The sequence below is a fragment of the Actinotignum sanguinis genome (genome assembly GCF_003957255.1).
In the GTDB taxonomy this organism is placed as follows: domain Bacteria; phylum Actinomycetota; class Actinomycetes; order Actinomycetales; family Actinomycetaceae; genus Actinotignum; species Actinotignum sanguinis.
Genome location: NZ_QDIE01000041.1, coordinates 1 through 13,560, shown reverse-complemented (window position 1 = coordinate 13,560; position 13,560 = coordinate 1). Strand labels below are relative to the sequence as shown.

The 13,560-nt window shown below is 65.1% G+C and carries 11 protein-coding genes; 3 read left to right on the top strand and 8 right to left on the bottom strand.

All coding sequences use genetic code 11. From position 1 onward, the window contains the following. Window positions 1–488: 488 nt before the first annotated feature. The 3 genes from DDD64_RS08235 to DDD64_RS08225 all read right to left on the bottom strand — a co-directional run bounded on the left by DDD64_RS08235 (window position 489) and on the right by DDD64_RS08225 (window position 3,590). Complete coding sequence (locus DDD64_RS08235; RefSeq protein WP_126135888.1) at window positions 489–1,172, bottom strand: DedA family protein; 684 nt, start codon at window positions 1,170–1,172, stop codon at window positions 489–491. Between the two features lie 103 nt (window positions 1,173–1,275). Then, window positions 1,276–2,730: an adenylosuccinate lyase gene (gene purB / locus DDD64_RS08230; RefSeq protein ID WP_126135887.1), complete on the bottom strand. Its 1,455-nt coding sequence runs from the start codon at window positions 2,728–2,730 to the stop codon at window positions 1,276–1,278. A gap of 53 nt (window positions 2,731–2,783) precedes the next feature. Further along, window positions 2,784–3,590, bottom strand: coding sequence for a fructosamine kinase family protein (locus DDD64_RS08225; protein ID WP_126135886.1), 807 nt, complete (start codon window positions 3,588–3,590; stop codon window positions 2,784–2,786). A gap of 127 nt (window positions 3,591–3,717) precedes the next feature. Here DDD64_RS08225 and DDD64_RS08220 point away from each other — a divergent pair, with 127 nt between their 5' ends. Continuing rightward, entirely contained in the window at window positions 3,718–4,818 is a 1,101-nt protein-coding gene (locus DDD64_RS08220) for an aminotransferase class I/II-fold pyridoxal phosphate-dependent enzyme (RefSeq protein ID WP_241227686.1), read from the top strand. A 73-nt stretch (window positions 4,819–4,891) separates the two neighbouring features. On the opposite strand, the gene DDD64_RS08215 is transcribed toward DDD64_RS08220, so the two are convergent. Next, window positions 4,892–5,689 (bottom strand): hypothetical protein, encoded by a 798-nt coding sequence (locus DDD64_RS08215; protein ID WP_126135884.1) that lies wholly within the window; start codon window positions 5,687–5,689, stop codon window positions 4,892–4,894. 124 nt (window positions 5,690–5,813) lie between these two features. After that, window positions 5,814–6,323 carry a (deoxy)nucleoside triphosphate pyrophosphohydrolase gene (locus DDD64_RS08210; protein ID WP_126135883.1) on the bottom strand — a complete coding sequence of 170 codons (510 nt, stop codon included), beginning with the start codon at window positions 6,321–6,323 and terminating at the stop codon, window positions 5,814–5,816. 124 nt (window positions 6,324–6,447) lie between these two features. On the opposite strand from DDD64_RS08210, the gene pulA reads away from it, so the two are divergent. Further along, window positions 6,448–9,213, top strand: coding sequence for a pullulanase-type alpha-1,6-glucosidase (gene pulA / locus DDD64_RS08205; protein WP_126135882.1), 2,766 nt, complete (start codon window positions 6,448–6,450; stop codon window positions 9,211–9,213). Here pulA and DDD64_RS08200 read toward each other — a convergent pair. From DDD64_RS08200 to DDD64_RS08190, 3 genes are read right to left on the bottom strand one after another with little or no spacing between them, the layout of a single operon-like run. Then, window positions 9,202–9,924 carry a DNA-3-methyladenine glycosylase gene (locus DDD64_RS08200; RefSeq protein WP_206435413.1) on the bottom strand — a complete coding sequence of 241 codons (723 nt, stop codon included), beginning with the start codon at window positions 9,922–9,924 and terminating at the stop codon, window positions 9,202–9,204. The genes pulA and DDD64_RS08200 overlap by 12 nt on opposite strands. Before the next feature lie 20 nt (window positions 9,925–9,944). Continuing rightward, window positions 9,945–10,916 (bottom strand): L-lactate dehydrogenase, encoded by a 972-nt coding sequence (locus DDD64_RS08195; protein ID WP_126135881.1) that lies wholly within the window; start codon window positions 10,914–10,916, stop codon window positions 9,945–9,947. Between the two features lie 18 nt (window positions 10,917–10,934). After that, entirely contained in the window at window positions 10,935–11,987 is a 1,053-nt protein-coding gene (locus DDD64_RS08190) for an acrylyl-CoA reductase family protein (RefSeq protein WP_126135880.1), read from the bottom strand. Between the two features lie 234 nt (window positions 11,988–12,221). On the opposite strand from DDD64_RS08190, the gene DDD64_RS08185 reads away from it, so the two are divergent. Then, entirely contained in the window at window positions 12,222–13,436 is a 1,215-nt protein-coding gene (locus DDD64_RS08185; RefSeq protein WP_126135879.1) for an amidohydrolase, read from the top strand. Window positions 13,437–13,560 lie beyond the last annotated feature (124 nt).

Genomic DNA, 13,560 nt, shown 5'->3' with positions numbered 1-13,560 from the left:
AAGTCGGGGTTAAACCAACACGTTCTGTCCATCCAAAAACTCGAGTCAAACCGAGTTCGAACCCGACTTTAGCCTGCTAGCAAGCCGAAAAGTCCGGATAAAACCAACACCAAGTGTCCTATAGGCCAAGAGGGCGAATTTGTAATCGCGGCGATGATTTTTAATTGACGATATTGTGTTCGTAGTCGGACGGGAACCCACCTGTTAATGGCTCGAGGCTCGCTATTTACTCTCCCGACAGCGCGAGGGGGATGGCGTAAATCCCGTCGAGGCGGTGGTACTCCTGGGCGACGGTGTTGAGGATCATGAGCAGCTGGTCGCGTTAGCGATTTTCACCTCAACTCCGGCGATCTCTCCGTTAGGGCCTTTAACCGCTTATAAATCGCTCGCGTATGGTAAAACATGGTACCAACCGACCGTTAGCAGGCTCCCTATGCCACTTTTAGCCGATTTTAGTCGAGTTCTGCGCGGCTCTGCCTCCCCGCAGCTTAGCGCCCCCGGCGGTTCACAACCACGCGGTGAATAATCCACCCCACCGCGACCACGAGGCACACCGCCACCACGATCTTCGCGAAAATCCCCACGTAATCTTCCACGATGGTCCAATTCGCGCCCAGCAGGTACCCGGCGTAAATAAGGATGGTATTCCAGATAGCCGAGCCAACTGCTGTTAGCGCGGTAAATTTCAGCATCCCCATATTTGTCACGCCCGCGGGAAGTGAAATAAGGGAACGGAAAATCGGAATCATGCGCCCGAAGAACACCGTCCAGCTGCCGTGCTTATCGAACCAGGCTTCGGTTTTATCCACGTCGGATTGTTTGGTGAGCGGGAACCACAGCAGAATTTTGCGGGTGCGTTCGCGCCCCAGCCAGGCGCCCAGTCCGTACAGCAGCCAGGCCCCCGCGAGCGAACCGGCGGTACACCAGAGGATCGCGCCGATGAGCGTCATATTCGACGTGGGCGAGGAGGCCGTGAACCCGGCCAGCGGCAAAATCACCTCGGAAGGCAGCGGCGGGAAAATATTTTCCAGCGCGATGAGAAGCGCCGCCCCGAAACCGCCGATAGCGTCCATCACACTGACCACCCAACCGGTGATTCCGCTCAGCGCACCCGGGTCACTTCCCGGCGCGGGGGCGGTGGCCAGGACGCTCGTCCATGCTGCTACGTTCACGCTTCTCCTCTGGTTGCGGCACCGCGAGCCGCGGCACATATGCCGTATTTTTTACGACGACGACGCCGCGCTGCCGCGCGGCCTGCCGGTTACCTTAGCAGGCTTAGCTGGCTGCGAGCCCGGGCGTGTCCTCCAGGAAATCCACGAGTTGTGCAGCCAGGCCGGTATATCCGGCCGGGGTGAGAGCAAGGAGACGTTCCTCCACCTCCTCGGGCAAGCCCAAGCCCGCGATAAATTCCCGCATATCGTCCGCGGTGACCTTCCGCCCGCGAGTCAGTGCCTTGAGCCGTTCATAAGGATCCTCCAGGTGTTTGGCACCGCCCAGCGCCGCGGCCCGCATGGCCTGCTGGATTGGCTCGCCCAGCACTTCCCAATTCGCGTTCAGATCCGCGGCGAGCTTGGCGGGATTGGGATCCACCCCGGCCAGCCCGCACCGCAAATTATCGAGGGCCAGGTAGGAATGCCCCAGTGCCACCCCGATATTGCGTTTCGTGGAGGAATCCGTGAGATCTCGCTGCATACGCGAAGTAACCAGAGTCTGACTGAGCACTCCGAAGAGCCCGGAGCTGATCTCCAGATTCGCCTCCGCGTTTTCAAAACGAATGGGATTGACCTTATGCGGCATCGTCGAGGATCCGGTCGAACCCTGCGCGGCCAGGTTCTGATGGAAATAATCCAAGGAAATATAGGTCCACATATCGGTGGCGAGATTGTGGGCGATGCGATTGACGTGCGCAATATCGTCAAAAAGATCGGCAAGCGCATCATAGGATTCGATCTGGGTGGTGAGCGGATTCCACGTCAGGCCCAGGGACTCCACAAAAACGCGGGCCAGTTCCGGCCAGTTCGCATCCGGAATAGCGGTGGCGTGCGCGGAAAAAGTCCCGGTGGCCCCGGAGAATTTCCCGTAGTACTCCGCGGTTTCCACCCGGCGCAGGGAACGGTGCAGGCGGTGCGCAAAGACGGCGAGCTCCTTGCCGACGGTGGTGGGCGAAGCCGGCTGCCCGTGGGTGTGGGCCAGCATGGGCAGCTGCGCGTGGGTGTGGGCCAGATCGCTCAGATCCGCGACCAGCCCCCAGGCGCGCGGCAACCAGCAGCGGCGCACCGCGTCGCGCACGCCCAAGGCCCACGCCAGGCTATTAATATCTTCCGACGTGCAGAAGATGTGGACCATCTCGCGCAGGTGGCCCAGCCCGCCCGCGTCCATGCGCTTCTTGATGAAGTATTCGACAGCCTTGACATCGTGCCGGGTTTCCGCCTCGATGGTGGCCAGCTCGCGTGCTGCGGCGTCGTCGAACTTTTCGGGAAGTGCGCGCAAATATACGACGGCGCTCGCGGGCAGCGCCCCCACCCCGGGAATCACCGCGCGTTCGCACAGGAAAATCAGCCATTCGACTTCCACGTGAATCCGGTAGCGGTTGAGCGCGGCCTCGCACAGGTAGGGCTGTAGCGGTGTGGTAGCGCTGGCGTAGCGCCCATCTAGCGGGGAGAGCGGCCCGGAAATATTCGGGACGGGGGTGGATGCGGAAGTTGATTCTGGCGCGCGATGCTCACTCATGGCTCTATTCTGGCAGATCCGCGCGCCGCTAGCAGAACTAGGCGCTCGCGGCACTAGAGGTAGGGCCGGGCCGCCGCCAGGGTCTCCGCGCCGTAGGATCCGCCGAAAAGTGCGGCGTGCAGGATAAGAATAGGTAGGCTATGCAGGCCAATGCGGTGCTGCCACCCAGAAGCGAGCGGAGAGACGGCGTTATAGCCGGCGTAGATCTCTTCCACGAAAGGAGCACGGAAGACCGTGAGGGTGGCCAGATCTGTTTCCGCGTGCCCGCCGTGGGAAACTGGGTCGATAAGCACCCCGCCTTGATCGGTCCACATCACGTTCCCGCTCCACAAATCCCCGTGGAGGAGGGCTGCCTGACTATGTACCAGGGCCGGTTGCGGGCTATCGAAAACACCGGCCCGCAGGCGTTCGCAGATATGTTCCAGTGCGCGGGCGCCGCTCGCGTCCAGCGCCCCGTTGTCACGTGCGGGGCGCAGGTAGGGCTCAATGCGGTCCGCGGCGTAAAACTCCCCGAAGCTGCGCGCGGGCGAATCCGCGGGCACCACCGGTAAATCCCAAGAACCCAGGCGGACCGGGCGCGAGTGTACAGTACCGGGAGCTTGCCCGAAAATCCGCTTTCCGGAGGGATCCCACGCGTGCGTGCGGGCCAGGCGCGCCCCGAATTCCCGGGCGGCCGCGGCGCTGGGGCGCACGGAGCGCAGGCGTTCTTCGCGCAAGATACCGCGGTCGTGATCCGCGGCGGTGGAAAGGAGCAGGACAACGGGTGCCCCGCCACTCGGAGTTGCCTCGGCCAGCTCCGCCAGCGAAAGCGCCTCACCCCAGATCTCGGCCGGGTCACCGGTTTTCACAAAGGTCTCCATAGCCGCATCCTACGGCGCCCGCGCTGCCAGGAGCGCCGCGAAGCGACGGCGGGGCGCGCGCGGAATGGCGCCGGGTGGCTTGCGGAACGGCGCCGGGTGGCGCGCGGTGATGGTGCACAATAGAAGAATGCAATGGTTCCGCCCCGAATTAGCCGATCTACCCAGCTACGTTGCCGGGAAACGCCCGCGCAACGCCGATAGTGTCAAGCTCTCCAGCAACGAAGTTCCCTTCCCGCCCACCCCGGCGGTGGCTGCCGCGCTCGTGGCCGCTGTTGATCACGGCGGGGCGCTCAACCGTTATCCCGATATGTCCTGTGCGCAGCTCACCGCCGCGCTCGCGGCCTATGAGGATTGGGATCCGGCCGGCATCGTGGTGGGGAATGGTTCCACTGCCCTCATCGAAAAATTCTTGCAGGCCGTGGTGACTCCGGGCGGTGAGGTGGTCAGTCCCTGGCGCTCTTTCGAGGCTTACCCTATTGCCACCATTGCCGCAGGTGGACGTTTCATCGGGGTGCCGTTGCGTGCGGATGGCACCCATGACTTAGAGGGCATGGCCGCCGCGCTCACGGAGAATACCCGCGCTATCCTCCTCTGCTCGCCCAATAACCCCACCGGCACCACCATTCCGCACGCCGAGGTGGCTGATTTCCTCGCCCGGGTTCCCGCCCGCATCCCGGTACTTCTTGACGAGGCGTATATTCACTTCGCTCCCGCGGTGGGTGAGAGCCAGGCGAGCCGCGCCGTCGTACAAAACGGAAAAGAATTGGCGCGCCACTATCCGAATCTGGTGGTGGCCCGCACGTTCTCCAAGGCCTTTGCGCTGGCCGGGTTGCGGCTGGGCTACCTGCTCACCAGCGCCGCGATGGCCGAGCCGCTGCGCCGTATTGCCACGCCGTTCGGTGTCAATCGCCTCGCCCAGGTAGCCGGCCAGGCCGCTCTCACCGAAGCACCAACCGTACTGGAGCGCGCCGCGCAGCTGGCCCGCGCCCGCGACGAACTGGCCGCGCAGCTCGCGGAGGCTGACTGGCACACGCCTACCTCATACGCGAATTTCCTGTGGATCGACGCGGCGGAGCTGGCCCGTCACGGGGTTACCGCCGCGCGTTTCGAGGACGCCTGCATGGACGCCGGGGTGCTGGTGCGGGTGCTCGGCGAGGGCGTGCGCATCAGCGTGGCCGAACCGGAAGGCAGTGCCCGGGTGCTCGCGGCCGTGCGCGCGCTGGAGTGACCCTGACGGGCTGAGTTGCCGCGGGCCCGCCTGGCTCTGGATGAGCCCGCCGCAGCTAACACAGTGAGCGCAACTAGAACACTTCTTCGGCGGCCCTCCGCACCGTAAATCCGTGGCCGGTCAGTTCCGACCAGCAGGAGATGCCGGCGTATTGGTCGGCGGTGCAGGCGAAGCCGTGCGCGGCCACCACGCTGCCGTAGGGCACTTCTTTGACGGTACTCACCTGGGTGGAACATCCGGCAGTGGTGGTGCCCGTCAGCCCCACGGTGTAATTAGCCGGTTCGCCTTCGCAGCCGGGCGGGGACACGTAGTCATAGGTGAAAATCGTGCAGTTGACGGCTTTTTCGTCGAGGGAGCAGCGCACGTTATTCATGGGGGTGGTGAAAGATTCCAGGCGGGTGGCTTCCGGCGGGGCGGGGCGCACCAGCTTCCACCACTGGCGCGAGGCCGCGAAAGATTGGAAATCCGCCGGCGCGGCAGTATCGCCAAGCGCCGCGCTCAAGCTCACGGTGTAATCCGCCCCGCAGCTGGAGGAGAGGGTGCGCAGAGCTTCGCTGAGGAGCGGTTCCTCCGCGGTGTACGTGCCGCCCGCGGCCGCCGCGCTCGCGTAATCGGCCAGAATAGCCGCGGCGGTATCGGGATTCGGGCAGGTTCCCGCGCTCAGTTCCTGGACCTGGTTGCGCAGCTGGGTGAGATTAGCGGAGGCGCTGCGCCCGGGTTCGGGGCCCGCGGTGGTGGGCGCGGGCGCGGCGGCGTCGTCGCCAGAAAAATACGAGACTCCCACCAGGGCGAGCACGCCCGCGAGAACGGCAGCGGCGAAGAGCAAGAAATACAGCGGCCATCGCGCCGGGCCGTGCGCGCTGTGTTTCATGCGTGACTTCTCCTTGTGCTGGGGATCGTCCTCCTAGGTTACGGCACCGCGCGCCGTGCGTCATCTTAGGAACGACGGCGCAGCTCAGGCGCCCGCCCCGCCGCGGTCCGCACCGTGCCTTCGGTTAGCGCCCGCCCAGGGCGGCGCGCAGCACGGGCAGAATCTGGACATCCCCGGGCAGCCATTCCACGCTCTCGAGTTCGGCGGCGGTGAGGACGCGAGCATCACGGTGCGCCGGCCCCAGAGTGATCTCCCCGAAGGGACGCGCCAGCCACACCATCATCCGCAGCCCGGTATTGTGCTCCCCGGAACTGAGATCCCAGGAGCCGTCCGGGCTATCGGGATTGGCCAGCTGCCTACCGATATCAATACCGCAGCCCAGCTCTTCGGAAATTTCCCGGTGTAACGCCTCGCGCGGGGTTTCCCCGGGTTCCACTTTCCCGCCGGGGAATTCCCACAGGCCGTCCGCCCATTCGGGGTAGGAGCGCTGGGTGGCCAGGACCCCGCTGGGGTTGGTGAGGTCAGCAACCAGGGCCGCGCCCACCACCAGGCGGGGAGCGGGTTCCGTGCTGGAGTCCGGTGCGGGGGCCGGCTCAGATACGGGTGTTGTGTGAGATGTCGATTCGGATGTCATATCGGATGCCTCCTCGCCGCCCATATTAATTCCTGGGGCGAGCGGTGTGGATGTCCGTTCACCTTGTGAGTGAGATCTGCCACCGGATAAACTGGCCGCGCATTGCCGCTCACAGGAGATCACCATGACCCACCACTGGAGTTCCGGGGCGCTCTTCGGCTCCGGAGAGTTCCGCGCCCCGTCGGTTAACCGATCTGTGATTGCCTGGCCCGCGGAGCACATCGCGCAGGGCGACAGTTTTGAGCTGTGGACCTGCCCGGATGGAGCCGGCGCGCTCGGGGAGCGGGCGCGCGGTGCTCAGGCACGGGGTGATGGGGTGCCGGGCAGCGGGGTGCCAGGCGATAGCAGCACCGAACAGAGCGGCGCCGTGCGGCTATGCGCCCTCACGGTAGACCCGGGTGGTATCCCGGCCGCGGCCATTCCCACCCGTGCTCACCTGGCCGGGTACGCCGCGCTGCGCCTGAGCGGGGTACCCTCCCACCGATTGCGCGAGGCCCTGCGCGGGCAGCTTCTGGTGGCGCGGCGCAACGCCGCGGGGGAACTCAGCGCTCTGACCGGAGTGCAGATCGCCGGCATGATCGATGATCTTTACGCGGGTGCCCGCCAGGCCACCCTCGGGGTGACATGGCACGGGGATGCCCCCGCGGTGGCACTCTGGGCTCCCACCGCCCGGCAGGTTCGTATCGAGGTGGCAGGTACCGGCGCGAGTGCGGGTGCCGCCGTTGGTGCCGCCACGCCTACCGCAGGTGCGGGCGCCCCACGCACCACCACATATCCTATGGCCCGCGATGAGCTGGGAATCTGGCACGCCAGCGGCACCCCGGCCTGGAAGAACGCCAGCTATCTTTTCGAGGTTGAGGTGATTGATCCGATGGCGGGCACCGTCGTCACCTACCGGGTGACCGACCCCTATGCGGTGGCTCTTACGGTGGATTCCGAACGCGCGGTCTTCGTTGATCTTGCGGACCCGGCCTACCAACCGGAACTGTGGCGCACCGCCCCGCAGCGCACCCTCGCTAACCCGGCTGCCCATACTATCTACGAGCTGCACGTGCGTGATTTTTCCATCTCGGACGCGAGCGTGCCCGAGCGGCTGCGCGGAAAATACGGTGCCTTTGCGCTGCGGGATTCTGCCGGTATGCGCCACCTGCGCGCCCTGGCGCAGGCCGGAATCACCACCGTTCACCTCCTCCCTACTTTCGATATCTCCACCATTCCCGAACGCCCCGAGAATCAGGAAATCCCGCAGATCCCGCCCGCAGCCCCGGATTCCCCGGCCCAGCAGCGGGCCGTGAGCGCGGTGGCGGATGTCGATGCCTATAACTGGGGCTACGATCCGTTTCACTACCTGGCGCCGGAAGGCAGTTACGCGGTGGAACCCCACGGCGGGGCGCGTATCGCGGAGTTCCGTGCCATGGTGGGAGGGCTGCATGCGGCTGGCCTCGGCGTCGTGCTAGATCAGGTCTATAACCACACGGCTGCAGCCGGCGGGGATGCCGCCTCCGTTCTCGATAAAGTGGTGCCCGGTTATTATTACCGCCTGGACGCGCGTGGCACCATCGCCACGTCCACGTGCTGCCCGAATGTGGCGACCGAAAATCTCATGGCGGAGAAACTCATGGTGGATGCGGTGGTGCTGTGGGCCAAGCACTATCGCGTGGACGGTTTCCGTTTCGACCTCATGGGCCACCACAGCCGCGCAAATATGGAGGCGGTGCGCGCCGCCCTCGATTCCCTCACGGTGGAGCGAGATGGCGTTGACGGTGCGCGCATCTACCTCTACGGGGAGGGCTGGAATTTCGGGGAAGTGGCCGATAACGCGCGTTTCCGCCAGGCCACCCAGGTGGAGATGAACGGCACCGGCATCGGGGCTTTCAATGATCGCTTGCGTGATGCCGTCAACGGCGGCGGGCCTTTCGATTCCGATAAACGCCACCACCAGGGCTACGGCACCGGCCTGTTCACCGACCCGAATGGCCACGGCCCCAGCCTCCCGGAAGAACAGCGCGAACGCCTCGGGCAGGCCACTGACCTGGTCAAACTCTCCCTAGCCGGGGTCTTGCGCGATTTTAGTTTCCTCACCCACACCGGGGAATGGAAACGCGGCTCCGAACTGGATTACGGCGGGCGGCCCGCCGGTTTCGCCTCCCAGCCGCAGGAGGCCGTCAACTACGTGGACGCGCACGATAACGAAACCCTGTGGGATATCGGCATCTACAAACTACCGCTCTTCCTCAGCATCGATGACCGCATCCGGATGGTGCTGCTCTCCCTGGCCACGGTGGCGCTCGGGCAGGCTCCGGCCTTCTGGCACGCGGGCACCGAGCTGCTCCGCTCGAAATCCCTGGATCGGGATTCCTATAATTCCGGGGATCACTTCAACCGCCTGGATTTCTCCGGGCAGAGCAATAATTTCGGGGTGGGTCTGCCGCCCGCCAGCCGCAACGAGGCATCCTGGCCGGTCATTGGCCCCCTCCTGGCGCGCCCCGAGCTGCGCCCCAGCCCGCAGCATATCGCCCGCGCGCAAGCCATCGCCCGCGAGCTGCTGCGCCTGCGCCATTCCAGCCCGCTTTTCACCCTGGGGAGCGCGGAGCTCATCCGCGCGAAAGTGAGTTTCCCCAACGGCGGGCCGGGCGCCACCCCCGGTCTCATTATTATGCGCATCGACGACACCGCAGACCCGGATATCGATCCGCAGCTCGACGGCATTATCGCGGTATTCAACGCCTCCCCGCGCCCCGTCACGGAAAAAATCGAGGGGGTCACGGAAACCTACGCGCTTTCGCCCATTCAACGGCGGGGGTACGACGACGCAGTTCGCGGCGCCATGCTCATCCGCGGCACCGTTACTGTGCCCGCGCGCTCCGTCGCGGTTTTCCTACTGGCCTAGCGGTTCGCAGGCGTGAGCCGGCCCTCCCGCCCGCGCCGGCGCACCAGTGGGAGGAGTGGTTCGGGATGTGCGCTTTTCGCAACGCCGCCCGCTCACGGTGGGATCCCCGGGTAGCCAGAAGCGCAAAGGCGCATCTGTATTGCGGGAAATCCCGATGCGGGGACCCGCCTGATAGGGCAGCGGAGCCGGGGGCAGCTCCAGGTGGAAACGCGGAGTAGAAGCTGCCGCAGGAAAGAGGATTCCCCCATCAGCATCTTCCACCGCGAGCGGCAGCCCACTCATGGAGGTATCCAAACCGAGGACCTGGCCTAAGTTGCCCGGCCCGCGCGCCAGGGCCTGGCGCGCGGGCGGAGTGGCAGCTGGCCGAGTCCGGCGCCGGGTGGCTTCCTCCAGTCCGGCCACGACTTCTCCGGCGCGCAGAAGCACCGCGCTGGCTTCGCCATCCGCCCCGCACACGATATTGCCGATGCGATGGATGCCGTAGCTGAGATAGACATAGAGGTGGGCGGGTGGCCCGAACATGACCCGGGCGCGCGGGGTGGGCCCGGCGAAAGCGTGCGAGGCCGGATCATCGGCCCCGAGGTAGGCTTCCACTTCGGTCAGGCGCACCGCCACGGCGCCGTCGCCCACCACCGCGCCCAGCAGCAGCGGGGCCAGCTCATCGGCCGGCCGGCTCAGGTCCGCGATGCTCGCTGCCCCCGTGCGCGCCATGGTCCCTCCTGCCGCTAGGCTCAGGCGTCGTCGCCCATTCCCTCGAGGTTTGAGAGCGCTTCGCGAATCTGCGCGGCGCTGGCCCGCAGGGATTCCAGCTCCGCATCGGACGGTTTCATATCGATCTGCCGGATCGCGCCGCGCGCCCCCACGATGGTGGGGACGGACATGCACACTCCGGAAATCCCGTTCCAGCCGGTCATGAGCCGAGAGACGGAGAGCACCACGCGTTCGTCACGCAGCACCGCCTGGATAATCCGCGAAGCGGCCAAACCGATGGCGTAATTCGTGGAGCCCTTCCCCTCGATTACTTCGTAGGCGGCGTTAATAACGCGGTCGGCGATGCCGTCGAGGAGTTCATCGGTGACCGGGCCGGAACGCAGCTCCCATTCGCGGATCGGCACCGTGGAAATCGAGGCCATCGACCACATGGGAGTCTCGGAATCCCCGTGCTCACCGCACATATAGGCGTGCACATTCGAGGTCGCCACGAGGAACTTCTGTGAAATAAGCTGGCGCAGCCGCGAAGAATCGAGCACGGTTCCGGTCCCGAAAACGCGGGCGGGCGGCAGCCCGGAAATTTTGAGAACGGCTTGGGTGACCACGTCCACGGGATTGGCGACGACGACGAAAATCGCATTGGGAGAAAGCTCGACCAGCGGGGGAACAATGGAGCGCATCATCGCCACACTCGCCCCGGCAAGGTCCAGGCGGGACTGGCCCGGCCGCTGGCGTGCCCCGGCGGTAATCACGATGACATCGGAATCCGCGGTGGCCTCCACGTTATCGGTGCCTTCAATTTTCGCGGTCGGCATGAACTGGCCGCCGTGCATAAGATCGAGGGCTTCGGCATGCACCTTCTGCGCGTTGATATCTTGGAGAACAACATGCCGGGCAACGCCTTTGATGAGCATGGCGTAGGCGAGGGACGTCCCCACCGCCCCGGCCCCGATAATAGAAACTTTTGAGCCTTCAGTGCGCTGGTCAATCATAATGCAGTATTTTACCCGCTACGGGGTGATCCGTACCGCGGTGCGCCCGTAACGCTGGCCGGCCAAAAGCTCACGCCCGGCTTCGGGAACGTCAGCAAGGTCAATAACGTGGGTGAGGGAATCGAGAACGCCCACATCCACGTGCGCGGCCAGCAGCTCCCAGGCGCGCAGGCGCAGCGCCCGCGGGGCGCGCACCGAATCCACCCCGGCCAGGGTCACACCCCGCAAAATAAAGGGCAGTACCGTGGTGGGGAGCGCGGTTCCGCCGGCCAGGCCGCAGGCGGCCACCGTCCCGCCCCAGCGGGTGCGCGCCAGGAGATTCGCGAGCACCTGCCCGCCCACGGTATCCACTCCGCCCGCGAAGCGAGCCTTCTGGAGGGGCCGCGCGGAAGGCACTTCCAGTTCCGAGCGTTCGAGCACCTCGGTAGCCCCGAGCCCGCGCAGGAAATTCCCGAAGCGCTCCGCCCGCCCGGTCAGCGCTATCGGCTCATAGCCCAGCTGCGCGAGGAGATGGAGGGCAATGCTACCCACCCCGCCACTTGCCCCGGTCACCAGCACCGGGCCGTCTTTCCTCGCCCCGGAAGATTTTTCCGCCGCGGCACCGTGCGGCGCCGCGGGCGCAGCCGCCGCGCGTTCCTCCAGTGCTAGCACGCACAGCGCCGCCGTATATCCGGCCGTTCCCAGGGCCGCGGCCTGCGCGGCGCTGAATACTTCCGGCACGGGCACGCACGCATCCCCGGGCACCCGCAAAAGCGGGGTGTAGCCCCCGTGGTGGAATTCACCCAAGCCCGCCCCGTTCACGCTCACCAGCTGCCCCGGATGGACCGGGCTGTCCGGGCCGGCTTCGCGCACCGTCCCCACCGCGTCAATGCCGGGAATAAGCGGGCTGATGCGGGCCACGCCCCGGTCACCTTTCAGGCAGAGCGCATCTTTGTAATTGAGGGAGGACCAGGAAATATCGAGGAGCACATCACCTTCCCCGGGAGGGGCCGCAGCGGGCCGGCCGGCATGGGTAGCGAGGGTGAGCGTGGGTGCGGCGGCGTCGTCGCACTGCACAAAAATAGTAGCCATGCATTAAGCGTACCGGCGCGGCACACGGCACGCTTTAACCGCTACTATCTGAAGTAGACCCGGCGCGCTTTAACCGCTACTATCTGAAGTAGACCCGGCGCGCTTTAACCGCTACTATCTGAAGTAGACCCGGCGCGTGAGCCGGGCACAAGGCACGGACAGGGCCGGATGATCACTCCACGCACTCGCAACGATTGAGCTTCCACCGACCCTCTCCATGCGGAAAGGTGATTCATGATTAACGTTAAAGAGGCGGTGGATTCATTCACCTCCTGGCAAGAAGAGCTTTATATCCACCTGCATCAGCATCCCGAACTTTCTATGCAGGAAAAAGAAACCTGTGACACCATCGACGCGGAACTGACGCGCCTCGGGTACGCAACGCAGCGGATCGGCGGCGGCGTCGTCGGTGTGCTGGAAAACGGAGAAGGGCCCGCGGTGCTTTTCCGTGCCGATATTGATGGGCTCCCCGTCAAGGAAGCGACCGGGCTGGAGTACGCCTCCACCCAGACGCGCACGGACGCGGACGGCAATGAAGTTCCGGCCATGCACGCCTGCGGCCACGATTTCCATATTTCCTGCGCGCTGGGCGCCGCCCGTATTTTCGCGGAAAACCGCGCAGCCTGGGCCGGCACCTATATCGCGTTGTTCCAGCCCGGGGAAGAAACCGCGGCCGGGGCGCGCTCCATGGTGGCCGACGGCCTCGTCGATAAGATTCCGGCACCGGATGTGGCTTTGGGGCAGCACGTGCTCGCCGGGCCCATGCGCGCCGGGCAGGTCGGCACCCACGCCGGGGCGATCCTCTCCACCGGCGCCTCCGTCAAGGTGACCTTGCACGGGAAGGGCTCGCACGGCTCCATGCCGCATCTGAGCATCGACCCGGTGGTGCTGGCCGCCGCCGTGGTGACCCGGCTGCAGAGCGTGGTGGCGCGCGAAATTAATCCCTTCAAGATGGCGGTGCTCACCGTGGGCTCCATCCACGCCGGAAGCAAATCAAATATTATTCCGGACACGGCCACCCTGCTTATTAATATTCGCGCCTACGACATGGACGTGCGCGAACAGCTCCTTGATGGCATTAAGCGCACGGTCACAGCCGAATGCGAAGCGGCCCGCGCCCCGCAGGCACCGGAATTCGAGATCTACGATTCCTACCCGCTCACCAATAACGACGCCGCCACCACCGACAAGGTCACCCAGGCTTTCCTGGCGCATTTCGGGGAAGAGCGCGTAATGGATTGCGGGGAAGTATCGGCTTCCGAAGATTTCAGCGTGATCCCGGACGCCTTCGGGATTCCCTACACCTACTGGGGCTTCGGCGGCTTCGCGGAAGGCGCGCCCACGTACCCCAACCACAACCCCGCCTTCGGGCCGGTTCTCCAACCCACCCTCGCCACCGGCACCGAAGCCGCGGCCGTCGCCGCGCTCGCCTGGCTGGCGCGGGACTAGTGTACCGTCCGTGAAATAGCTTACTGGTGATGGTATTATTGATCCATGTCGCACCCCGCTAAACCACTCGCCTTGAGTGACGAGGAACGAAGCACCCTGGAAAAGATCTACAACTCACCATCAC